Source organism: Pseudomonadota bacterium, assembly GCA_016711215.1.
Taxonomy (GTDB): Bacteria; Myxococcota_A; Polyangia.
On sequence record JADJTL010000003.1, the window covers coordinates 363,123 to 386,276 of the forward strand.

The 23,154-nt window shown below is 71.3% G+C and carries 19 protein-coding genes; 12 read left to right on the top strand and 7 right to left on the bottom strand.

The genetic code is table 11. The annotated features are described in order from the left end of the window. Positions 1–33: 33 nt before the first annotated feature. The 5 genes from IPL40_10490 (at position 34) to IPL40_10510 (ending at position 8,189) form a co-directional block, all read left to right on the top strand. Positions 34–3,480 (top strand): HEAT repeat domain-containing protein, encoded by a 3,447-nt coding sequence (locus IPL40_10490; GenBank protein MBK8481590.1) that lies wholly within the window; start codon positions 34–36, stop codon positions 3,478–3,480. Beyond that, positions 3,481–5,109 (top strand): PEGA domain-containing protein, encoded by a 1,629-nt coding sequence (locus IPL40_10495; GenBank protein ID MBK8481591.1) that lies wholly within the window; start codon positions 3,481–3,483, stop codon positions 5,107–5,109. 141 nt (positions 5,110–5,250) lie between these two features. Continuing rightward, positions 5,251–5,448 (top strand): DUF2892 domain-containing protein, encoded by a 198-nt coding sequence (locus IPL40_10500; protein MBK8481592.1) that lies wholly within the window; start codon positions 5,251–5,253, stop codon positions 5,446–5,448. A gap of 129 nt (positions 5,449–5,577) precedes the next feature. Further along, a complete protein-coding gene (locus tag IPL40_10505; GenBank protein MBK8481593.1) occupies positions 5,578–7,017 on the top strand; it encodes an OmpA family protein in 1,440 nt (479 codons plus the stop codon). Positions 7,018–7,109: 92 nt separating this feature from the next. Continuing rightward, entirely contained in the window at positions 7,110–8,189 is a 1,080-nt protein-coding gene (locus IPL40_10510; protein ID MBK8481594.1) for a cytochrome-c peroxidase, read from the top strand. 26 nt (positions 8,190–8,215) lie between these two features. On the opposite strand, the gene IPL40_10515 is transcribed toward IPL40_10510, so the two are convergent. From IPL40_10515 to tolQ, 4 genes are read right to left on the bottom strand one after another with little or no spacing between them, the layout of a single operon-like run. Further along, the gene (locus IPL40_10515; GenBank protein ID MBK8481595.1) at positions 8,216–9,529 is read right to left on the bottom strand and encodes a PD40 domain-containing protein; all 1,314 of its coding nucleotides are present in this window, start codon (positions 9,527–9,529) and stop codon (positions 8,216–8,218) included. Beyond that, positions 9,526–10,305 carry a TonB C-terminal domain-containing protein gene (locus tag IPL40_10520; protein ID MBK8481596.1) on the bottom strand — a complete coding sequence of 260 codons (780 nt, stop codon included), beginning with the start codon at positions 10,303–10,305 and terminating at the stop codon, positions 9,526–9,528. Before IPL40_10520 ends, IPL40_10515 begins: the two co-directional genes overlap by 4 nt. Then, a complete protein-coding gene (locus tag IPL40_10525; protein MBK8481597.1) occupies positions 10,302–10,784 on the bottom strand; it encodes an ExbD/TolR family protein in 483 nt (160 codons plus the stop codon). Before IPL40_10525 ends, IPL40_10520 begins: the two co-directional genes overlap by 4 nt. A gap of 53 nt (positions 10,785–10,837) precedes the next feature. Further along, positions 10,838–11,623: a protein TolQ gene (gene tolQ / locus IPL40_10530; protein ID MBK8481598.1), complete on the bottom strand. Its 786-nt coding sequence runs from the start codon at positions 11,621–11,623 to the stop codon at positions 10,838–10,840. A gap of 212 nt (positions 11,624–11,835) precedes the next feature. Here tolQ and IPL40_10535 point away from each other — a divergent pair, with 212 nt between their 5' ends. Both IPL40_10535 and IPL40_10540 read left to right on the top strand, forming a co-directional pair. Continuing rightward, positions 11,836–12,276: a hypothetical protein gene (locus IPL40_10535; GenBank protein ID MBK8481599.1), complete on the top strand. Its 441-nt coding sequence runs from the start codon at positions 11,836–11,838 to the stop codon at positions 12,274–12,276. 81 nt (positions 12,277–12,357) lie between these two features. Further along, positions 12,358–13,473, top strand: a complete 1,116-nt coding sequence (locus tag IPL40_10540) for a hypothetical protein (GenBank protein ID MBK8481600.1) — start codon at positions 12,358–12,360, stop codon at positions 13,471–13,473. A 39-nt stretch (positions 13,474–13,512) separates the two neighbouring features. Here the strand turns inward: IPL40_10540 and IPL40_10545 are convergent, their stop codons facing one another. From IPL40_10545 to IPL40_10555, 3 genes are all read right to left on the bottom strand, one after another. Next, the gene (locus tag IPL40_10545; GenBank protein ID MBK8481601.1) at positions 13,513–14,697 is read right to left on the bottom strand and encodes a glycosyltransferase family 4 protein; all 1,185 of its coding nucleotides are present in this window, start codon (positions 14,695–14,697) and stop codon (positions 13,513–13,515) included. Then, positions 14,679–15,494 (bottom strand): glycosyltransferase family 2 protein, encoded by an 816-nt coding sequence (locus IPL40_10550; protein MBK8481602.1) that lies wholly within the window; start codon positions 15,492–15,494, stop codon positions 14,679–14,681. The genes IPL40_10545 and IPL40_10550 overlap by 19 nt, the downstream gene beginning before the upstream one ends. Before the next feature lie 210 nt (positions 15,495–15,704). Next, positions 15,705–16,124 carry a single-stranded DNA-binding protein gene (locus IPL40_10555; GenBank protein ID MBK8481603.1) on the bottom strand — a complete coding sequence of 140 codons (420 nt, stop codon included), beginning with the start codon at positions 16,122–16,124 and terminating at the stop codon, positions 15,705–15,707. Positions 16,125–16,327: 203 nt separating this feature from the next. On the opposite strand from IPL40_10555, the gene IPL40_10560 reads away from it, so the two are divergent. The 5 genes from IPL40_10560 to IPL40_10580 all read left to right on the top strand — a co-directional run bounded on the left by IPL40_10560 (position 16,328) and on the right by IPL40_10580 (position 23,143). Next, positions 16,328–17,713: a sigma-54-dependent Fis family transcriptional regulator gene (locus tag IPL40_10560; GenBank protein MBK8481604.1), complete on the top strand. Its 1,386-nt coding sequence runs from the start codon at positions 16,328–16,330 to the stop codon at positions 17,711–17,713. 147 nt (positions 17,714–17,860) lie between these two features. After that, positions 17,861–18,436, top strand: coding sequence for a hypothetical protein (locus IPL40_10565; protein ID MBK8481605.1), 576 nt, complete (start codon positions 17,861–17,863; stop codon positions 18,434–18,436). A gap of 96 nt (positions 18,437–18,532) precedes the next feature. Further along, positions 18,533–19,822 carry a DUF58 domain-containing protein gene (locus IPL40_10570; GenBank protein MBK8481606.1) on the top strand — a complete coding sequence of 430 codons (1,290 nt, stop codon included), beginning with the start codon at positions 18,533–18,535 and terminating at the stop codon, positions 19,820–19,822. Beyond that, positions 19,819–21,969, top strand: a complete 2,151-nt coding sequence (locus tag IPL40_10575; GenBank protein ID MBK8481607.1) for a transglutaminase family protein — start codon at positions 19,819–19,821, stop codon at positions 21,967–21,969. The genes IPL40_10570 and IPL40_10575 overlap by 4 nt, the downstream gene beginning before the upstream one ends. A gap of 97 nt (positions 21,970–22,066) precedes the next feature. Then, the gene (locus tag IPL40_10580) at positions 22,067–23,143 is read left to right on the top strand and encodes an AAA family ATPase (protein MBK8481608.1); all 1,077 of its coding nucleotides are present in this window, start codon (positions 22,067–22,069) and stop codon (positions 23,141–23,143) included. Positions 23,144–23,154 lie beyond the last annotated feature (11 nt).

Here is a 23,154-nt window from a genome sequence, read left to right on the forward strand (position 1 = left end):
TGCTGGTACCATCGGCCACGATTCGCAGCCACGATGACGAACCCCAAGCCGCCGAGCAGCGCGAGCCACGAGCCGGTCGACCCCTTGGTCGCCACCAAGCTCGGGAATTACCGTCTCAGCCAGCGCATCGGCGAGGGCGGCATGGGCGTGATCTATCGCGCAACCCACGCCCTAATCGGGCGCCAGGCCGCGATCAAGGTGCTCTCCAGCGCCCACTCCAGCAACCCGAGCGTGATCGAGCGCTTTCATCGCGAGGCCCGCGCCGCCAGCCGCCTCGGCCATCCGCACATCATCGATGTCTTCGACTTCGGCCAGACCCCCGACGGGCGCGAGTACTACGTGATGGAGTACCTGCCCGGCGAGAATCTCGGCGAGGTCTTCGCCCGTCGCGGTCGGCTGCCCTGGCACATGCTGCAGCCGATCATTGGCCAGACCCTCAGCGCCCTCGCGGCCGCCCATGACCACGGAATCATCCACCGCGACATCAAGCCGGAGAACATCCTCGTCAGCCACCAGCCCGACGACACGCTGCTGGTCAAGGTGGTGGACTTCGGCATCGCCAAGTCGCTTGAGCTTGGCCCCGAGGGGACCAAGCTCACCGCCGCAGGCTCGGTGATGGGCACGCCCGAATACATCGCGCCCGAGCAGATCCGTGACCAGGCGATCGACGGCCGGGCCGACCTCTATGCCGTCGGCCTGATCGTCTTCGAGGCGCTGATGGGCCGGCAGCCTTACAGCGGTCCCGACAGCACGGCGTTGTTGCTCGCCCACCTGCGGGATCCCTTGCCGCCGCTGCAACCGCTTCCGGCCGAGCTAGGCGCGCCAGCCGACATCACCGAGGTCCTCGCACGGGCCACGGCCAAGGACCCGAGGGCGCGTTTTCCCGATGCCCAGAGCTTCGCTCGGGCCATCGGCTACGAGGATTTGGCGCGGAACAGGCGCCCTGGGCCGAACGCGGGCCCCCGCGCCAGCAACGGCGCTTCCCGCGCGCGGCCCGGCGGCGGCCCGTCCCTTGGCCGCTGGCGCCCGAGTTGGCGCGGAGGTGTCGGCGTCGCGCTGGCCGGCGCCGCGGCCGCCCTTGTGGCGGCGCTCGCCCTGCACCGACGGCAGCCTCACCTCGCCGGCCAGCGCCAGGGCGCGAGCATCCTCGTCGCCGCTCCGACACGCGGCGGCGACCGCGACCCGGCCGCGATCGACGCACCGAACCCAGGTGCCGACGAGCTGGCAGCGCTGCTGGTCGACGTGCGCCGCGCGCTGCGCCAGGGCATGCGCGCGACGGAGGCGGAGTTGCGGCGCAGCAGTGTGCGGGGGCTCGCTGAGCTGCGGGACTCCGATACTGCGGCGTTGCTCGGCGCCGCGCTGCTCGATGATCCCGACCCGGGCGTCCGCGGGGCGGCGGCGCTCGCCCTCGCCGCCGTCGGGGGCGACGACCTCGCGGCGACGCTGCGCGGGGCGGCACGCCAGAGCGCGGGGCTGCCGCGGCTGCAGATCCTCGAGGCACTCTGGCATGCCGGCCACGACGAGGGTCGGCGTGAGCTGGTACAGACCCTCGGCAGCGACACCGCCGAGCTGCGCCTCTCCGCCGCCCTGACGCTCGCGGAGGCGGGCGAGCCGCGGGCGCAAGCCGTGCTGCGCCGCGCGCTGGCCGCGCCCGGTGGTCTCGATCCCGCGGCACTGATCGCGGTGCTTCGCGCCCTGGCGACGCTAGGCTCGACCCCGGCCATGCAGTCGCTGCTGCAGGCCGTCCAGCGCGACGACCGACCGCTGGTGCAGCTTGGTGCAGCCGAAGCGTTGGTGAAGCTCGGCCGGCCCGAGGGCACACCAGCGCTGCGACGCCTCGCCCAACAACCCGACCCCGCCCTACGCTTGATGGCCGCCCAGGTGCTGACCGGCCTCGGCGACGCCCTCGGCCCCTCGACCCTGCGGGCTAGTCTGCGTGACGCCACGCCCTCGACGCGTGCCCTGGTGGCACGCGGACTCGCCGCCTGGACGGCGCCTGGCGCAGTTGCGGCGCTCGCCACGCTGCTGCGCGACGGCTCTCCCCTCGTGCGCACGGCCGCGGCCGAAGCGCTCGCCCGGCTCTTCGCCGCCAGACCCCAGGTCCTCGTGCGACGCGGCCAGCAGTGGGTGCAAGCCGCCCTCGAGCGCGGCGACTGGGCGATGCGTTACGCGGCCCTCGACGTCGCGCGCGAGCTCGATCCCGAGCTGGCGGCCGAGCTGCTCGGTTGGGCGCTGCAGCACGGCGACGCAGGGCTGCGCAGCGTCGCCGCGCGTCGTCTTGGCGAGCTTCGGCCGCCAGCGGCCAAGGCGAGCGCCCTGCTGCACGCTGCCCTCGAGGATCGCGCCGTCGAGGTGCGCGCGGCCGCCGCCCTCGCCCTCGCCGAGGCCGGCGACGCTGCGGTCGCCCCCGTCCTGAGCGCGCTGACGCGGGACCACGATCCCCAGATCGCCCTGAGCGCCGCCGCGCAGCTCTGGCGGGCCGGCGATGGCAGCCACGCCGCCGCGCTGGTGGCGGCCGCACGCGCTACGGACGCGCGCGTACGCAAGGCGGCGATCAGCGCGCTCGCCCGCCTCCCGCGGCCCGAGGCGCGCGCGCTGATTGTGGCCGCGCTTGGCGATCGCAGCGCCGACGTACGCTACGCCGCTGCCCTCGCTTTGGCCGGCAAGGGCGCCCGACCGGACGCGCTGCGCGAGCTCCGCCGCGCGCTCAGCAGCCGCCATGGGGATCCGTTGGCAATCGTCCGCGCACTGGCCCGCGCTGGCGACGACCCTCAAGGCCTGCTGGGCCCGCTGGCGCGCGATCGCGCCGCAGGCCGCCGCGCGGCGGCGCAGCGCGCCGCAGCAGAGCTGCTCTCGCCCGCGGCCGCGCTCGCGCTGCTCCGCCGCGGCGCGCAAGACAGCGACGCCGAGGTGCGGCGGGCCAGCGCGCACGGGCTGCTGCGCCTCGCCTCGAGCACACCGCGGGCCGCGGCGGCCCTACGACAACTCGCCGGCGATCCCGATCCGGCAGTGCGCGTGCTGGCTGCGCTGGCCCTGGCGCGGACGCGCGAAACACCCGCCCCGCGCCCTCGCGGCCAGCCACGGGCGGCCGGGCGAGCCGCCGCTGCCGGGGGCACGCTGGTTGGGCGCGGCGCCGACGCCGAGCTGAGCGAAGACCAGCGCTATGGGACCTACAAGGCCGCGACGAGCCGCGCCGCGCTGGCCCTGAACCAGGGTCGCTTCGCTGAGGCGCTGCGCGAGCTGCAGCGCGCCCGACGCGCGCTCGACCGTCCCGCGGCGCTCTACGATCTGGGCTTCGTGCATCTGAAGCTGGCGCAGCGAGAGCTGGTCCGACGCCCGCGGGTGGCCGCCCGTGAGCTGAACCGTGCCGCGCGCTACTTCGCAGCCTACCTCGCCCGCGCGCCCCATGGCCCGCTGGCCCACAACGCCCGCGGCGCGGAGCGCGATGTCGCGCGCCTGCGGGCCCAATTGAAGCCCTGAGTGATACTCCTCCGCCAACTGGTCGCGATCCTGGCGCTGCTCGCGTGGCTCGCCGGCACTGCGGCGGCGAACGCCGCGCCGCGCCTGGCCCTCGCGCAAGGCAACCGGCTCTTCGCGGCCGGTGACTACGGCGCGGCCTTCGAGGTCTTCTCGCAGGCCCAGCGGCGATGGCCCCGCCCGGTCTTCCTGCGCAGCATGGCCTTCTGCCAGCTCAAGCGCGCGCGCCATCGCGAAGCGCTCGAGCTCCTGCGGCAGTACGCCGCGGCGTTCCCGCGCGCCCGGGATGCGGTAAAGGTCGCAGCGACGATCGCCGAGCTCGACCTGGCGATGGCGACCCAGCTCAAGGTCACGTCGACACCGCCAGGCGCCGCGGTTTTCGTCGACACGGAGGCCAGCGGCCAACGCGGCACCACGCCCTATGCGGGCCCGCTGGCGCCGGGGCCGCATACCCTGATTCTCCGGCATCCGGGGTTCGCGACGACCACCCGCGAATTCGTGCTGCGCCCGCGCCAGGCGCTCACCCTCGAGGTTCCGCTCGAGGTCGGCCTGCACGTCACCTCGGTCCCCAGCGGCGCGGTCGCCTATCTGAGCGCGCCTGACGCGACGGCGGCCGCGGTCCGCCGGACACCCGCGCTGGGGCAGACGCCCTTCCACGGCACCCTAGCGCTCGGTCGGCACGCGCTGTGGCTGCTGCACCCGGATCGGAGGCCCTTCAAAGCGCTGCTGCAGGCCGACGGCCCGGGTGCGTTGGCGCTCCACGCGGTGCTGCGCGTGGGCCTGCGGGTCGAGAGCCTACCTGCGGGGGCGACGCTGCGACTCGATGGTCAGCCCGTCGCCGGCCGCACACCGCTCGAGCTGGAGACCACTCCGGGCGAGCACCAACTCGAGGTGGAACACGCCGACTATCAGCCGCTGCAGCAAAGCGTGCGCGTCGTCGCCGGTCCCAACGCCAGCCGCGTGCAGGTCGCTCTGCGGGGCGGCCTGCTGAGCATGCGAAGCCAACCGAGCGGCGCGGAGCTGCTCCTCGACGGAGAGCCTCTCGGTCTCACGCCGCTGGCCGACCTCAACGTGCCACTGGGTGCCCATCGGCTCGCGTTGCGCCACAGCGGCAAGAGCGGCTGGCGCAAGACCCTGCGCTTGCTGCCCAACGAAGCCCTGAGCGCCGAGGTCAAGCTCGGGCGACCTCGCTGGCCGGCCTGGCTCGGTGCCTCGCTCGCCGCAGTCGGGCTGATCGCCGGCACGACCGCAGGCCTCATTGCTTGGCGGCGCGTCGACGACGCGAATCATGCCACGCGCTACGATCCCACGGGCGCGGCGGCTGGCCGGGGCTACTGCCGAGGCGGTGGCGCGCCCTATCGGGGGCTCTACAAGGACGCCGCCACCACCCTGCCGATCACTGGCGACGACTGCGGCCTGGCGACCCAGCACCTCGCGACGGCAAGCCTCGCCGGCGCCGGGCTCGCAGCCCTCTTCGCCGCCACCTACTACTATTGGTTTGCGCGCCCGGTCGCGCGCGTCGAGCGCCACCCGCGCAGCGGCCGACCGCCGGCTGCTGTCGGCGCGCGGCCTGCGGCGTCAACACCTACGCCCCAACCGCCCCCCCGCGAGCCGGCCACGAAAGTACCGTAGACCGGCCACGGAGCGAGGGCTATGCTCCAGCCCGTTGGGCGGCTGCCCCTCCGCCTGGGGAGCGTCAGCCGAGAACCTCATGCGCGGGCCTCGTCCGAGGCCCCACTCGGGAGAGGGAGCATCGCGATGCTGAGCAAGCTGCTGCCGAAGAATGAGCACATCGCTGAGCGTGCCCTGCGCATCGGCGCGGGCGTCGTCCTGCTGAGCTTGGTCTTCGTCGGCCCGAAGACCCTCTGGGGGCTGATCGGCGCTGTACCCCTACTCACTGGTTTACTGGGAAGCTGCCCGATCTATACGCTCTTCGGCATGAGCACCTGTCCGACGCGCGACAAGAAGTAGGCAAGTAGTCGCTGAGCGGCCCGCCGAGCGGGCAGGTGTCGACGGGTACGTCGAGCAGACAGCGGCTTGCAAATGACACATCCGCGCGATACCACGCCGGCATCGCCCCCACTGGAGCAGAATCAGCCCATGAGCCTGCGCGCGCTGCTTCCCCTTCTCGCTTGTTGCTCTCTCCTGCTGAACGCGCCGCCGGCGCGGGCCGAGCCCTCGGCGGCGGGGCCGATGCGCGGCACCCTGGCGGAGCAAGGGGAGCTCGTCGAGGTCGGGCTCTACCTCGGCGCGCTCTTTCCCGCGGCCAACCACGAACTCTACGCCTTCCCGACGGTGCCGCACCGCGAGTTCAAGAACGTCGCGCTCGACGGCGGCGCGCGTCTCGGCTATCTGCCGCGACCCTGGCTCGGTCTCGAGCTCGAGGCCGGCGTGATGCCCTCCTCGGCGGCAAACGGCGAGTCAGCCAATCTCTTTCACCTTCGCGCCCAGGTCCTCGGTCAGCTCCCCTACCGCTTGGCGCCCTTCGTGCTCGCCGGCGGCGGCTGGATCGGCGTCGAGTCGGGAAGCCGCGCGATGAGGAATGATGTCGACGCGGCCTTTCACTGGGGCGTCGGCGCCAAGTACTACGCGACGCCACGCCTCGCGCTGCGCCTCGAGGGGCGACACACCCTCACCAAAGGCTGGGGACCCGACCGCCGCGCGGACCATTTCGAGGCGCTGGCCGGCATCGCCCTCGTGCTCGGCTGGCGACAGCCACCGCCACCAAAGCCGCGTGACAGCGACGGCGATGGCGTCCTCGACCCCCGCGACCGCTGCCCCGCGGTCGCGGCCTCGGGCGCCGACGGCTGCCCGCCGCCGGATGCCGACGGCGACGGCGTGCCCGACGCGCGCGACCGTTGTCCGCGCCAGGCCGCCTCCTCAAGCGATGGCTGCACCCAGCGCGAACCCGATACGGACGGTGATGGGGTCGCGGACGCGAGCGATGCCTGCCCGCGCGTCGCCGCACGCACCGCCAGCGGCTGCCCCCGCGCGGATCGCGACGGCGACGGCGTCGATGACGATCACGACCGCTGCCCCGACCAGGCCGCGCGGACGCCCACCGGCTGCCCGGCCGACGCGGACGGCGATGGGGTGCCGGATGACGCTGACCGCTGCCCGACAGCGGCCGAGACGCGCAACGGCTTCGAGGACGACGACGGCTGTCCGGATGCGCTGCCACAGGCGGTACAACGCTTCACGGGGGCGATCCGCGGCATCACCTTCGAGCAGGGCAGCGCGCGTATCGCGCGTGCCTCGGCGCCGGCACTCGACGCCGCGGTCAAGGTGCTGCTGGCCTACCCGACGCTGCGGCTGCGCATCCGCGGTCACACCGACAGCACCGGCACGCGCCCGCAGAACCTGACCCTCTCCCTCGGGCGGGCGACTGCCGTCCGCGACTACCTCACGCAGCACGGCGTGCCCGGGGCTCGCCTCGTCGCCGAAGGCGTGGCCAGCGACGAGCCCGTCGCGCTCAACGTCACGCCGCGTGGCCGCGCCAAGAACCGGCGCATCGAGTTCCGCATCGAAGTCAGCAACTGACGCCAAAGGAGCCCCCCTTGCTACCCTCCCCCAAGCCCTCGCTCGGCCTCGGCCGGACGCTCGCCCTGACGGCCACCCTGACGGCCACTCTGATGCTCAACCTGCTGCTCGACCTCGGCTGCCGCAAGCCGCCGCCGCCGGAGCCCGCGGCACCGTCCACCGCTGCTGCCGCCAGCAGCACGCCGACGGCAGCGACCCCCGCCAGCGCCGAGGTCGACACGTCCATGCTGCAGGCCTTCGCGGCGCTGCCAGCCGCGATCGAGTCGCCCAAGAACCCGTTGAGCGAGCCGAAGATCGCGCTCGGACGCATGCTCTACTTCGACAAGCGGCTCTCGAAGAACCACGACGTTGCCTGCAACGACTGCCACCTGGTCGATCGCTACGGCGTCGATAGCCGTCCTGTCTCCAACGGCCATCGGCAGCAGAAGGGCACGCGCAACGCCCCGACCGTCTACAACGCAGCCGGCCACGTCGCCCAGTTCTGGGATGGGCGCGCCGCCGACGTCGAGGAGCAGGCCAAGGGCCCCCTGCTCAACCCGGTCGAGCAGGCGCTCGCCAGCGCCGAGGCCGTCGTGCGGCTCTTGAAGTCGATGCCGGGCTACGTCACCGCCTTCCGCGCGGCCTTCCCGCAAGACAAGGATCCTCTGACCTTCGACAACGTCGCGCTAGCCATCGGCGCCTTCGAGCGCAAGCTGGTAACGCCCTCGCGCTGGGATAAGTTCCTGCAGGGCGATCGCACTGCGCTGACGGACGAGGAGAAGCGTGGCTTCAACACCTTTGTCGCGACGGGCTGCCCGACCTGCCACATGGGCGCCTACGTCGGCGGCCAGATGTTTCAGAAGCTCGGGCTGATCAAGCCCTGGCCCAACACCAAGGATCAGGGCCGCTTCGAGGTCACGAAGCAGGAGACCGACCGGATGTTCTTCAAGGCGGCCGCGCTGCGCAACGTGACCCAGACGGCGCCCTTCTTCCACGACGGCAGCGAGCCCTCGCTGGAACAGGCCGTGCGGCGGATGGCCGAATTTCAGCTCGGACGCGACCTGAGCAGCGCCGACGCCAAGGCGATCGTCGTTTGGCTGGGCGCGCTCGCCGGCGAGCTTCCGACGGCCTACATCGCCGTGCCGGAGCTCCCGCCGAGCACGAAGAAGACGCCGAAGCCCGACCCGAGCTAGGGGCTGCTGGCTGCCGCGCCGGGCTCTCAGCGCGACCAGGCGGGCGTCCGCGCGTCACCGCGGAAGATCCGCTGCTGATTGAGCCCATCGGCGGTCATCAGCCAGAGGCCGCCGCGGCTCGAGGTAAACGCCACGAGCCTTCCGTTCGGTGCCCATGCCGGGCTCTTGTTGCTGCCCTGCCCTTGCGTCAGCCGCGCCACCTCGCCGCTGACCACGTTGATCGTGAAGATGTCGTAGGCGCCCTGCTCGTCGCGGCCGGTGAAGGCCACCAGCGGCGTCTCACGCCGCGGACACCAGTCGGGCTCCTGATTGTAGTTGCCGGCGAAGGTCAGCCGCCGCGCCGTGCCACCAGCCGCCGGCATCACGTAGATCTGCGGCGACCCGCCGCGATCCGAGACAAAGGCGATGCGCGTGCCGTCGGGTGACCACGTCGGGGAAGTGTCGATCGCCGGGTGATTGGTCAACCGCCGCAGCAGCTGCCCGCGCGGATCAGTCAGGTAGAGCTCGGCGTTGCCGTCCTTACTCAGGGTCAAGGCGATGCGCTTGCCGTCGGGGGACCACGCCGCGCCGCTGTTCAATCCGGGCCAGCGCGAGATGCGCTGCGCGCGAGCACCGGGAGAGGGGATCAGAAAGAGGTCCGGGTTGTTCCAGAAGAGCGAGGTGTAGGTCAGCCTGCCCCCCGGACCCCAGCCCGGGAGCAGGTTCTGTTTGCCGGTGCGGGACACCAGCTGCACACCGTAGCCGTCATAGTCGGCCACATAGACCTGGGAGATGCCGCGACGCGCGCTGCCCGCGACGAAGGCCAAGCGCGTCAGGAAGATCCCCGGCTCGTGCGTGAAGTACGTGACGATCGCATCGCCGAAGCGGTGTGCCAATAGGCGCGCGCTCTTCCCCACATCGCGCCGCACGAGCACGGGCTCGCGACTGCGACCGAGGTCATAGAGATACCACTCGACCGCCAGACGACCCTCGCTGCTACTGAGTCGGGCCTTGACCACCGCCTGCGCGCCAACATCGGCCCAGCGCTGGGGTTCGATCCCCGTGCCCTCGGCGGCGAGATCGGCGAGCAGGCCGCGGGTATCCAGCACCTTGAAGAGACCGATCAGCGTCAGATCGCGCGCCAAGACCTGCTGCAGCTGAAGCGCGTCGCCACCCATCCCCGAACCGCTTTGCAGCGCGGGCGCCACGGCGATCCGATAGAGCGTCTGCCCAGTGCCAGCGATCTCGGTATACTGGCGCGCTCCCGCGGACTGAGCCGCGCTCGTTCGCAGCCCGACCAGAGCAGCAGCGACCAGGGCGAGGGCGATCGCGGCACGACGAAGAAACAGCAGCGGGTTCATTGGACTCCCTTCCAGGTCAGCTTGAGCGCCAACCCATTCGCCACCAGCGAGGCCAGGCGATCGGGCGGCGGGACGGGCAGCCGGCCAATGCGCTGCCAGGCGGCGCGAATTGAGTTATCGAAGTGAACGTTGCCCGAGGAACGGTCGAAGGTGATCGGGAACTGGATCGCCCCGGCCGCGTCGATGCGGACGACGACGAGCGCAAAGAGCTGCATCGCCTCCTCCGCCGGAATGATCGCGGGTAAGGACCAGCCGCGAATCCACAGGTCGGCGATGCGCGTGATGTAGGCATCGCCCGCGTTCGCCTCGCTAGCCGTGCCACCGACGACCCCGTCGGGCTGACCCTCTGCGGCGATTTGCCGCGCGCCCTCGTCGAGCAGCGCGGCCTTCTCCAAGGCCTGGCGCAGGCGATCGCCGACCACTGCATCGCGCTCTGGCGCGGGTTTGGGCGCCGTCGCGCGCGGCGCGTCGGTGGCCTCCGCGTCGTAGCTCGGCGCCTCCGGCGGACGCATCGGCGGCGGCGCGGCCAGGCGCTTTGGCAAAGTGCGTCGGTCTCGCGGCTGGCCCAGGCGCACCAGACGCGCGACGACATAGGCCGGCGCCGGGGCCGTGGCCTCGGCATGCACCTGGCGCTGGTAGAGCACCGCGGCGATCAGACCGCCATGGACCAGGAGCGTGCCGAGCAGGCCCCAGAGCGCAAACCCGCGGCGCCGCACCGGCGCTCCAGCGCCCTCGTCCCAGCTGCCGCTGCCGGCGAAGGCCTGCGGCGAGCTCAAGGGCGCGCCCCCGCAGCAGCCCTGGCTGGCGGCATAGCCAGCCCCGCCTCGCTCTCGGCCCCCAGCTCGCCTTCGGGCGCCGCCTCGGTGATCATGCCGACCTTCTCGATGCCGGCCTGGCGTGCCAGCGCCATGATCCGCACGACGAGCCCATAGGGCAGATGACGGTCAGCGCGAAGATAGAGCTCACGCTCGACCTGGAGCTTTTCGTTATGCTTCAACTTGTCGAAGAGCTGGGAGAAGGGGACGAAGGCGCGCCCAAGGTACAAACGCCGCTGCCCGTCGATGCTCAGCACCAGCTTCTTCTGCTCGGCATCGACCGCTTGGGCCTCGGCGCGCGGCAGATCGACGTCCACGCCCTGCTCGAGCAGGGGCGCCGTGACCATGAAGATCACGAGCAGCACCAGCATCACGTCGACCATCGGCGTGACGTTGATCTCCGCCAATAACGATCCACCGTTGCCGCCGCTCATCGCCATCGTCATCCCCTGCCGCTGCGCCGACGCTGTTGCCGCGCTCAGCTCCGCCGCGCTTACTTGAAGAAGTGGCGCTTCACGATGTTCAGGAAGTCGCTGGCGAAGGTCTCCATCTCCGCCGCCTGCACCTTCACCCGCCGGGTGAAGTAGTTGTAGGCGATGACGGCAGGAATCGCGGCCATCAAGCCGATCGCCGTCGCCACCAGCGCCTCGGCGATCCCCGGCGCCACCGTCGAGAGGCCGGCCGACTTCTGCACGCCGATGCTGCGAAACGAGTTCATGATGCCCCAGACCGTGCCGAAGAGCCCAACGAAGGGCGCCGCCGAACCCGTCGTGGCGAGGAAGGGAATCATGTTCTCGAGGTGCGTGAGCTCGGCCGTCCGCGCCCGCTCGAGCGCCCGCTCGATGCTCTGCATGTCACCGAGCCAGCTATCGGACTCGCCCTCGCCGCGCTTGTCGCCCTCGCCGCGCTTGTCGCTCTTCAGCTTGCTCAGCTCGACGTAGCCGGCGCGAAAGACCTGTGCAATCGGCGAGCCGGGGTAGCCTTCCGCCGCCTTGAAGATGGCGTCGAGCCGCTTCGAGTTCCAGAAGGTCGTCATGAACTCCTGCGACTGGCGCGCCGCCCGCCGCAGCGCGAAGTACTTGTAGGCGATGATGTACCAGCTCACGACGCTGAAGAGCGCGAGCATCACCAGCACCACCATCACGACCCCGCGCGACTGCAGCACGAGCGCCCAGAGGTCGAGTTCCTGCGCCGTCAGCGCCAGTATCGTCTGCCCCACAATTGCCCCTTTTTCCGCCGGCCGCCGGCCCGTGGCGAGCCACCGCGGTCGCCCGTGCATGCCCATGCGCAGCCGGCGGCCAGGACATTAACCACCAGCGCCAAGCAACAGCAACCGCGGAGCCGCGCCGGGAGTATACTCGCCACCGGCTAGACCTCATGGTCGGCCAACGATCGCCGAACACGGGCCGGTTGGCGAGAACCGTACCGGTCGGTATTCGACGGGCCCGTCGCTGATCGACTGGCCGGTCGAGGAAAGTGGGGGCAGCGAGCATGCCGACCTGGAGCAGCAGCGCGCGCCTGCGCGGGGCGACCCTCGTCGTCGCGCTCGTTGCGCTCGATGGCTGCGTCGCGATCAACGGCGGCGCGATCGAGGCCCGTTGGACGCTGCGCAACGCCCAGGGCGAGCGCCTGCGCTGCGACGACCCCGCGGTCACGGTCGACAAGGTGCGCCTGCGCCTGCTGCCCGAACCCAGCGGCGACGACAGTTGCGCCACGGCGGACTACTGTCGCTTCGACTGCAGCGACGAGGTCGGCGTGACGCCCTTCGTGATCCCGGCCGGGACCTATGCTACCGGCATCGAGCTGCTCGCCGCCGATGGCCGCGCCCTCGGTCCGAGCGCCGGCGTCCGGACGCCGGCGCTCCTGCTCCGGCAGGTCGCGGTCGGCGAGCTGACCAACCTCAACGTGAGCCTGGTGTTGATCGAACGCTAGCGCACGCGCTAGGACTGCTTCCGCCGAGCTTCAAAACGGCGGCAGCAGACGCGGCAGCGCCGCGAGAGAGAGGAGCGAAGGATGAGCGATTGGCAGCAAACCCGGCAGCGGGCGGGAGCAGTGGCGCAAGCATGCCTCTTGGTGGCCGGCCTGAGCGCTTGCAGCGGGAGGACGGTGGTCGTCGACGACCTGGTGGTTTCCTGGACGCTCGACGGCGCAAACACCCCCGCCTTCTGCACCGACTATGGCATCGACCATTGGGAGGTCGTGGCCGACGGGCCCGAGAACGCCCGCGTGCGGCTGGACTGCGCGGCTGAGGCCTGGACCTCGGGTCGCGCCTTCGAGGGGCTCGAGGTCGGGCGCTACACGGTCACGGTCTACGCCCGCGCGGCCGACGAGCGCGACCTGGGTCAGCTCGTCGACAGCGTCGATCTGGCGACCAGCAGGCCGGGGCCGGTCAGCGTCGCCCTCGCGCTCTTCGGACGCATCGAGGTGAGCTGGAACCTCAACGGCACGATCGGCACGACTGACGACCAAAGCTGGGATCGTTGCGCCGAGGTCGGCGCGGCCGAGGCGCTCGTGACGGTCGACGGCAGCCCGATCACGGTGCCCTGCGAGGCTGGCGGGCGGATGGCCGCGACGATCAGCGACCTCAAGATCGGCAGCCACACGGTCGCGGTCAAGCTCCGCGACGCCGGCGGCGCCGATCTGACGACCGAGGCCAGCGCCGTCGTGCGCGCCGGCACGCGAGGCGGCGTGCTGATCGCCGACTTCTTCCACGACTCCTTCCTCGACGGCGCGGGGATCAGGGGCGATCTGCTCTTTCGCACGACCTTCGAGGGACAGTCCTGCACGGCGACCCGACCGCCCGTGACCCTGCAGATCACCTTGCTGCGCTTCAACGGCCAGGCGGTCGAGAACCTCGAGCTCTGCCCGGCGGGCGGCGAAGGCCTATCGCTCTGCACGCCAGTCGACGACAGCACGCCGCGCGCCTGCAGCGCCGAAGCGCAGCGCATCGCCAACCTCCCTTGGGGGCTCTACCGCCTCAAGCTGCGTGGGGCCGTCAACGACGGCTCAGACAGCCCCGCGGTCTGTTGGCAGCAGGAACAAGACGTGCTCGTCGGCGCCGGCAGCAGCAATCCGGTGATCACAGTCGACGTCCCCCGCACCGTCAGCACCGAGGGCTGCGCTCCCTAGCGCGGTCCCCGTCAGCAGCAGCCCCGCGCCACCCCGGCCCTAGAGCGCGGCGAGCAGCGCCCGGTAGCGCGCGCCGACGCTTTCCCACGCGAAGGCCCGCGCCCGCTGCCGACCAGCGGCGACCAATCGCTCACTGAGCGCCGCATCCTCGTGCAAGCGCTGCAGCGCCGCCCGCAGCGCGGGGGGATCGTCCGGCGGCACCAGCAGGCCGCATGGTCCCGCCGCGAGCAACGCCGGCACCCCGCCCACCGCCGACGCCACCACCGCTGTCCCGGCCGTCAGCGCCTCGATCACGGTCACCGGCGCGGAGTCGGTGCGACCGTCGGCCAGGACGCGCGAGGGCAAGACCAACACCTCCGCGGCGAGGAGCGCTCGCCACTTGGCCTCAACGCCCAGCGGGCCAAGGAACTCGACCGCTACGCCGAGCGTGGCAGCGAGCCGCTCCAGCACCGAGCGCTCCGGGCCATCCCCCACGACCCTGAGCGCGAAAGGCCCCGCTGCGCAGGCCCGCAGCAGCACATCTACGCCCTTGAGCGCGATCAAGCGACCGACGAAGAGGACCCGCAGCGCCGACCTGTTCCGCCGCGGAGGGAGGGCCCTGCGCTCGGCCGCGACCCAGGGCGGCGCCCTGACCCCCATCGGCATGACCGGTGCGCGCTCGACCCAGCGGCGGCTCGAATCGTCGCGCGCCACCTCCAGCAGCGGCGCCCGCAGCGTCGCGCTGGTCAACACCAGCGCCGAGCGCGGCCGCGCGAGCGCGCGCAGCACAACCGCGCCGCCGGGCAAGCGCCGCAAGAAATGCACGTCCGAGGAATGCGCGATCGCCAGGTGTGGGCGCCCGCGGGCCAGCCGCGCGGCGACCAGACCGGAGGGCAGCAGCCAGTGGCTGACCACGGCGTCCCAGCGGCGGGAGTGCCACCAGGTGGCTGCCGCCGCGAGGGCGAGATAGGCCGGAACCTGCGCCCAGACCGCAGCCTGAGGGCGCCGGCGCGCCGCGCCGAAGAGGTTGTCGGGAACGCCGGCCCCGTAACACAGGCGCGGCCGGCACGCGTAGCGCAGCGCGCGCAAGCGGATCCCAGGCGTGCCCTCGGCCGCCGGAAAGGGCGCCAGCACCTCGATCGCGTCGCCCGCGCGCGCGAGGCAGCGCGCCAGCTCGGCGACGAACCCGCCCGCCCAGTCATCGGCGTGCCGCGGATAGGAGGTGGTCAGTACCCCGACGCGCATTCGTCCGCCAGCGCGCCCTCGGCGGGCGCTGCTGCAGCGCGCGCCCTGTCGATCGACGCAACGGGCGTCGCGCCGACCCACCGGCGCCGCAGCAAGAGCCGGCGCGCCCACGAAGCGAGCAGCACGAAGAGCATCGGGTAGACGAGCGTCCAGGGCCGAATCCCCGAGCGCTGCCCGTCGTAGATCGGCCGCACCGGCACCTCGACGACCCGCGCGCGCGCCAGGCGCAGCCGCGCGAGCAGATCGTTGGGGTAGCCGTAGCGCGCGAAGAAGCGGCAGCCGATCGCCTCGAGCGCCGCCGGCGAGACGCTGGTGTAGCCGCATTGGGAGTCGAAGAGCTGCCAGTAGCCGGAGGTCAGCTTGGTCAGCAGGCTGAGGACCACGTTGCCCACGATCCGCGTCCAGGGCATGACCCGCCAGATCTCTGGGTGACGGAAGCGGTTGCCCTTGACGTAGTCCGCCTGGCCGGCGAGCACCGGGTCGAGCAGCGCCGTCAGCTCGGCGCCGTCCATCTGCCCGTCACCCGCCATCACGGCGACCACGGCCGCGCCGCGACGCAGCGCCTCGCGATAGCCGCTGGCGATCGCCGCGCCCACGCCGCGGTTGCGCTGATGACGGAGCAGCGACAGCCCTTCGCGTCCGAGCGCGGCGACGATCGCCGCCGTCGCGTCGCGACTGCCATCGTCGACCACAATCAGGTGATCGACGAAGCTGGGCACCGCTCGCACGGCGCGGCCGATCTCCGCCGCCACGTTGAAGGCGGGCATGACCACGGCGACGACTTGGCCGCGATACATCGTTCGGCTCGGCTCAGCGGAGCAAGCGCCCGAGATCGGCGCCCACAACCACAATGGGTCAAAATGGGTCCAGCTGGGCGGCTGAGGATCTCGTCTAGATCGGCGCCACAGCCCGGCGCCACTACGTCAATGCGGCAGTCGATGCCGAACGGGCCAGCGCAGTACCTACTGGCGCAGTGCCTAGACGGCCGCCCCGCGGGCTGCATCAGCTCAGAAAGGGATATCGTCGCCCAGATCACCGGGCGCGTCGTGATCCGCGGGCGGCGCCGATTGATCAAGGTCCCCGCCACCGCCACCACGTCCGCCGCCGAGGAACTGAATCTGCTGCGCCACCACCTCAGTCGTGTAGCGCTTATTGCCGTCGCGGTCCTCCCAGGAGCGGGTCTGCAAGCGGCCCTCGACATAGACCTGGCGTCCCTTGCTAAGGAACTCTTTGCACTGCTCGGCTTGCTTGCCCCAGACCACCACGCGGTGCCACTGCGTGTCTTCCTGCGTGCTGCCGTCCTTGCCCTGCCAGCGGCGCGAGGTCGCCAGGCGCAAGTCTGCAACAGCCTGACCGCCCGCCGTGAAGCGCAGCTCAGGGTCTGCACCAAGGTTGCCGATCAGAATCACCTTGTTGATTCCGGCCATCCACCCCTCCTCGACCGCCGCGCCCTGCACCTGCTGCCGCGACGGCAACCGCTCCGCACAGCCACCATCGCCGCACGGCGGCCGACGATGCCCCGGCGGCGGCAAGGGTGTCAAGGCCGCGGTGAGAGGATGTGAACGGGCTGGCCGCTGCGGGCGGAACGCCTGCGTTTACTTGGTCTGCGGCCGGCACTATGCTGCTTCCGATGGAGTCGGCAACCTCGCAGACGGTGCTCGTCGTCGACGATGAGCGCAACATCCGCCGCACCCTGCGTCTGGTGCTCGAGTCGGAGCACTACCAGGTCCTCGATGCCGAGAACGCCGAGCAGGGGCTGGCGCTGCTCGAAAGCCAAATGGTGGACTGCGTCCTGCTCGACCTCAAGCTGCCCGGACTGAGCGGGCTCGAGGCGCTGGCGCACCTGCGCGATACAGCCGCAAGCGGTGAGACGATCGTACCGGTGATCGTGATCTCAGGGCATGGCACCGTGGCGGACGCCGTGCAGGCGACCCGCCTGGGCGCCTTCGACTTCCTCGAGAAGCCCCTCGATCGCGAGCGGGTGATGATCGCCGTGCGCAACGCCTTGCGGCAGCGGCGCGCGGAACGCGAGGTTGGGCACCTGCGCCAAGAGGTCAGCGGACGCTTCGCGATGATCGGCAAGAGCCCGGCGATGCAGCCCCTCTTCGCGCAAATCGCCAAGGTCGCGCCGACCCGAGCGCGCGTGCTGATCACCGGCGATAGCGGCACCGGCAAGGAGCTGGTGGCGCGGGCGATTCACGACCATAGCGCGCTGCACAGCGGCCCCTTCGTCAAGGTCAACTGCGCGGCGATCCCCCCGGAGCTGATCGAGAGCGAGCTCTTCGGCCACGAAAAAGGCGCCTTCACCGGCGCGATCAACCGCAAGCGCGGCCTCTTCGAGGTCGCCGATGGCGGCACGCTGATGCTCGACGAGATCGGCGACATGAGCCTGGCCGCCCAGGCCAAGCTGCTGCGCGTGCTGCAAACCGGCGAGCTGACGCGCGTCGGCGGCGAGCGCCCCGTGCGCGTCGACGTGCGCGTCATCGCCGCGACGAACAAGGATCTGCGGCACGAGGTCGTGCAGGGCAGCTTTCGCGAGGACCTCTATTTCCGCCTCAACGTGGTGACGCTCCACTCACCGCCGCTGCGCGAGCGCCTCGACGACCTGCCCGAGATGGTCGAGCACTTCGTGGTCGACTTCTGCCGCGCCAACGGCTTTCGCACCAAGCAGGTCGATCCAGCGGTATTCGAGCGGCTGCGCCGCCACGACTGGCCAGGCAACGTGCGCGAGCTGAAGAACGTGATCGAACGCGCTGTGATCATGAGCGAGGAAACGATTCGAGTGGCCGACCTGCCGCCGCTCTTCGCCGAGGCCTCGAGCGCGGCGCCTGGCGTCGACCTCGAGCGCTTTCCTGGGCGCACGCTGCGGGAGTTCAAGGACGAGGTCGAGCGGGCGTTCCTGCTCCAGCGACTGAAGGAGCACGACTGGAACATCTCGCGCACGGCGACGGCGCTCGGCATCGAACGGACGAATCTGCACAAGAAGCTCAAGTCCTTCGCCTTGCAGCGCGAATAGCGCGCGGCCGCCCGCGCTGCGGCGCGGAAGCTGCGCCGTGCCCGTGGCTCCAGCGCGCGGCATGGATTATCCTCTGCCCGGTCCCCTCTCGGCGCGATCGTCTGCGCGGGCCGCGAAGGACATGCCAGGGCCCCTGACGGAGCGTCGATGCGACATTGGTTCTGGGCGGTCTTGCTGCTGCTAGGCGCGGCGGTCCACCCACGAGCAGCCTGGGCAGAGCTGCGGCATGAGCTCGAGAGCGGGCAGGTCGTAGCGATCACGATCCCGGCCGATCGCGCGCATCGCGCGCGCGCCGTCGGGATCGTCGACGCAGCCGCAGCGCGCGTCTTCGCCGTGCTCACTGACGTACCGAACTATGTTCACTTCGCCCCGCGGATCGCCGAAGCGCGCAGGCTCAAGGACGCCAAGAAGGGGCTCTACGAGCTCGTCGCGCGGCTGCCCTGGCCGCTCGGCAAGACCCGCGCTCGCCTGCAACTGCAACACGGCAAGCGCGGTGCCGTGTATGTCGCGCGCTGGAAGATGGTCGAGGGCACGCTCGCGCGCTACGAGGGCGCGTTTTGGGTCAAGCCCTGGGGTCGCAACCGCTGCCTCGTGATCTACGAGATGCTGCTGCAGCCGCGCCTCCCCGTCCCCGAGGCGCTGCTGAGCAACGGCCTGCGCCGCGCCGTGCAGAAGTTCGTGCTCGCGCTGCGCCAGCGCATCGTCGCGCTCGACCACGGCTAGCAGCCCATCGCTCGCTCGCGGGCCGGCGAGGGCTTGCCGAAACGCAGCCCCTGCGACACGCTACCCGACGATCTAACGTGGGCAGGACAGTCGATCGTGTGGAAGCGCGCGGCAGAGCTCGAGCAAACCCCATGGCTCCGCCGCCTGCTCCGGCTGCGCTATGCGATACCGCTCACGCCGCTCGGCCTCGTCGTCGCGGCGCTGGCCGGCTGGATCGGCAGCCACCTGGCCCGCCGCAGCGGCGACTTCGTGCTGCACGCTGCGGCGTTGATCGCGCTGCTGCTCGTCGCCAGCGCGGCAGTCAACGTGCTGGCGGTAACGGCCGTGCTCGCCCTGCGCCTGCGCCGCAGCCGCGGCGCGGCCGAGAACCTGACGCTGGAGAGCGGCGTCCGCGCGACCACCGGCTTCTCCTACCCGCGCTTCGCCAAATGGCCGATGGTTCAGGTTCGCCTCGAGTGGGCTGAGCCGCGATCGGTCGCGGTCTCGGTGGCCTTCGGCGGTGGCCGCGTCGAGGAGCTGGTCCGACCGCGCGAGCGAGGGAGCTACGCCAGCGTCCAGCGGCGCTTCGTCGTGCGTGACATCTTTGGCCTGACGCGCTTCGCGCTCCATCGCACGAGCCCCCAGCGCGTACGCATCCTGCCCGGTCGCGCGACGGCCACCGCGCACGTCGTCTCGCAGTTCGCCAGCGGCGACGGCTACTCGCATCCGGTCGGCCAGCCCATTGGTGACCTGCTCGACATGCGGGGCTACGGCTACGGCGATCCCCTGCGCCACGTGCTCTGGCGCGCCTATGCCCGCACGCGCCAGCTCCTGGTGCGGACGCCCGAGCGCGCGCTGATCCCCAGTTCGAGCGCGGCTGCCTTCTTCGTGGCCGGCACCGGCGACGAGGCTAGCGCCAGCGTCGCGCGGCTCTTCATCGAAGATGGTCTGCTCGGCACCCATTTTCTTTTCGGTACCGACAACGCCGAGCAGCCCGCGACGCGGGCTGCGGAGGCGCTCGAGCTGCTGATCGCCTCCGTCGGCGCGCGTCGTCAGGGCGCCGCGCGGCTCGAGGCCTTCCTCCAGCGCGTCCACCAGCAGCGCGGCCGGAGTTGGTTGCTCTTCGTCCCGCCCACGCAGGGCCCCTGGCTGAGCCGTGTCGTCGAGCTGGCGCCCCTGCTCAGCGGAGGGACAGTGGTGCTCGGGATCGACGCCGAGCTGGGACCGCCCCCAGTGCACCCGCTCAAGCGGCTGCTCTTCGCCGAGGGCGATCCGGCGCGGCGACGCATGGCGCAGGTGCCGGCGATTGTCCAGCGACTGCAGGGCTGCGGGCTGCACGTGCGCGTGATCCACCGCCCGAGCGGCGAGCTCGTCCCGCTCGGCAAGCTGCAAGCGTTGGCGCGTTGACCGCCGGCGCGGGCACAGGGCGCGAGCGGCGCGTCGAGTCGGTCCACGTAACGGCGCTCCGCACGCTGCTGCACGCCTCGGCGATCTATCTCTACCTCGGCGGCTTCGCCTCGAGCGCTGGCGTGTGGTCCGCCATCTTGCTTGGCACCGTCGGCTTGCTCCTGGCACCCGTCGCCCACCGCCACCGTCTGCGCCTGGGTGTGGCGGCGCTCGCCGCGCTGCTCCTGACCGTGGTCGTCGCGCTGCTTGCCGAGCGCCTGCTGCAGCGAGCACCGCTGGCGGCCGCGCTGGGAATCGAGCGAGCGCTCGCAACGGCGGACGTCTTGACCTTCGGCGTCGGTGGCCTCTGCACGCTCTTTCTGCTGCGCCTGCTGGCGATTCGGCGCCGGATCTTTTCGTTGCTCGAGGTGGCCTTCGTCGCGGGGTCGGCCGCCGCGGCGCTGGCGGCCCATCGCCACGGCATGATCCACCGGCCGCGCTGGCTGTCGGACTGGGCCTGGGGCCGCGGCATCGATCCGACCCACGCCTTGGTCGCGGTGGGCGCCGTGACCACGCTGCTGGCCGCGCTGCTCTTCCTGCGCTCGCAGCGCCTGCTCAAGCTCTTGACCACGCTCGCCCTGCTGGCCCTGTTGGGCACGCTCTTCTTCTTCGCGCTGGGCAACCTGCGGGTCGGGCCCCTGGACGGCGCCGATTCGCTGGGCCTGAGCGGAAGGCGCCCGCGCTCAGCGAACACGCCCCGGAAGGAGGGCAGCGGAACGCGCGACGACTCGCTCTTCCGCGACGACTACCGCTCGCAGGCGCCCCCCCAGCCGGTCGCGCTCGCGATCCTGCGCGATGACTTCAGCCCGCCGGGAGGGATCCTCTATTTTCGCCAGCGGGCGCTCTCGGCCTTCAATGGCGTGCGCCTCACCGCCGATCCGCGAGCCGATCTCGACGTGCCCGCGCGCTTTCCCAGCGCGGCGCCCTGGGGCCAGCGCCAGCAACAGCGCGCCGAGGCGCACGTCCTCGTCCCGACGACGATGTACCTGCTGGTCGACCACCCCCAACCGCCGGCGCTCTCGCACGCGATTGCCCTGCGCGCCGTGGACAACCCCAACTCGCGCCAATTCGTCGCCGCCTACGAGGTCCTTTCGCGCGTCCTGGCGACGCCGGGCGAGCGGCTGCTCGGGCAGCGTTCGATCCCCACCGACTGGCCCGCGGCGCGGATCAAGCACTACACGGCGGTCCCCGACGATCCGCGCTACGCCGCGCTGGCGCGCGAAATCGTGCGCCAGGTCGATCCGCGCTTCGCCGATGACGAGCTGGCCCAGGCGCTCGCCATCAAGCACTTCCTCGAACGCGAGGGCTTCTACACGCGCCGCTCGCATCACGCTGATAGCAGCGATCCGACCGCCTCGTTCCTCTTCGGCGATCGGCGCGGCTACTGCGTGCATTTCGCCCACGCGGCCGTCTACCTGCTGCGGAGCCTGGGGCTCGCCGCGCGGGTGGCGCTGGGCTACGCGGTCCAGACCCTCAAGCGCGGCGGTGGGTCGTCGGTGTTGATCATGGGGGATCGCGCGCATGCGTGGCCCGAGCTCCACCTCGAGGGCATTGGCTGGGTGACCTTCGACATTCACCCGGAGCGCACGGACGTCCCCGCCGCGCCGCCGATCGACTATGAGCTCGAAAAGCTGCTCGGTGAGGTCGCGCGCCACGACCCCACGGCCGGCGTCGGGCAGCACCCCACGCCCTGGCTCGTGCCCTGGCGCGCTGTCGGGCGCCTGGCCTTCGCGCTACTATGGGCGGCGTTGTTGACCGCGTGGGCGATCAAGATCGCGCGGCGCGTGGCCCCGCGCTTCGCCGGCGAGGACGCCTTCTGCCGGCTGGCCTACCGGGCAACGCTGGACCGGCTGACCGAGCTGGGCTACGGCCGACGCTTCGCCGAGACGCGGGAGAGGCACGCGGCGCGCCTGCGGTCGAAGGCGCCACATATGGTCGCGCTGACGGCCGCCCACCTGGCCGCAACCTGGGGCAGCCAGCGGGCGCCTGAGCGGGCGGAGGTCGAGGTGCTGCTGCGCCAGGTGGCGCGGGAGCTCGCCCAGCACACACACCCCTTACGGCGACTGGTCGGGCTGATCAATCCGCTGAGCTGGCTGTGGACGCGCTGAGCCCGTTCGCCGGGGGCAAGCGGCATGAACGAGATCTGGGCGATGGTTCACCTGACACGCTGCACCGGGCACGCTTGACGGGAAATGGGATGCAACGATGAGCAACCGCAACATCAACGACAGGGATCCGGCTGCGGAGGCCGCGTTGGCCGCCGACACCGAGCCGGGCCGACAGGCCGCCGGGACCCTCGAGCGCGCGACGCAGATCGCCGAGCGCCTACGCGCGCGCGTCCGCGAGCACGTGATGGGACGCGACGAGGTGATCGACCTGGTGCTGGTGGCGCTCCTCGCCGACAGTCATATCTTGCTCGAGGACTACCCGGGCTCGGGCAAGACCACGCTGGCCAAGGCGCTCGGGGAGTCGATCTCCGACGATCGGCCGGCCGACGAGATCGCTGACTTCCGGCGCGTGCAGTTCACCCCCGACCTGCTGCCCTCGGACATCACCGGCGTGATGGTCTTCGACACGGCCAACAACACCTTTCAGTTCCGTCACGGACCGATCTTCGCGCACGTTTTGTTGGTCGACGAAATCAATCGCACGTCGCCCAAGGTGCAGGCCGCGCTGCTGGAGGCGATGGCCGAAAAGCAGGTCACGGTCGACAACGTCAGCCATCGACTCGATGAGCTCTTCTTCGTGATCGCCACGCAGAACCCGCTCGACGTCGCGGGCACCTATCCGCTGCCGCTGGCCCAGATCGACCGCTTTCTTTTCAAGGTGCGGATGGAACACATCGACCGCGAATCGGAGCTGCGCGTGCTCGAGACCTGGGGCACCCCCAAGCCGGCGTGCGGCCTGCCCCGCGTCAGCCGCGACGAGGTGATCGAGGCACGCCGGGCGATTCGTGGGCGGGTCCAGCTCACGCAACGCCATAAGGAGTGCTTGGTCGACACGGCGGCGCGCCTACGCGCCGACCGTCGCGTCGTCCAGGGCGTCTCGACGCGCGCGCTGGTCCAGGGCATTCCCGCGCTTCAAACCCTCGCGCTCTTTCGCGGCCGCGACTATGTGTCGAGCGACGATGTGGCCTATTTGCTGCCGCTCCTGCTCTCGCATCGCATGGAGCTTATTCCGGGGGCCGAGGACGCGGCCGACATCGTCCTCGCGGCGGCCGAGCGTCCGCTCGAGCTGCTCTCGCGCTCGACCTTGCGCCCGCGCGCTGGTGGCCGCGGCTAGGGGCGCAAGGC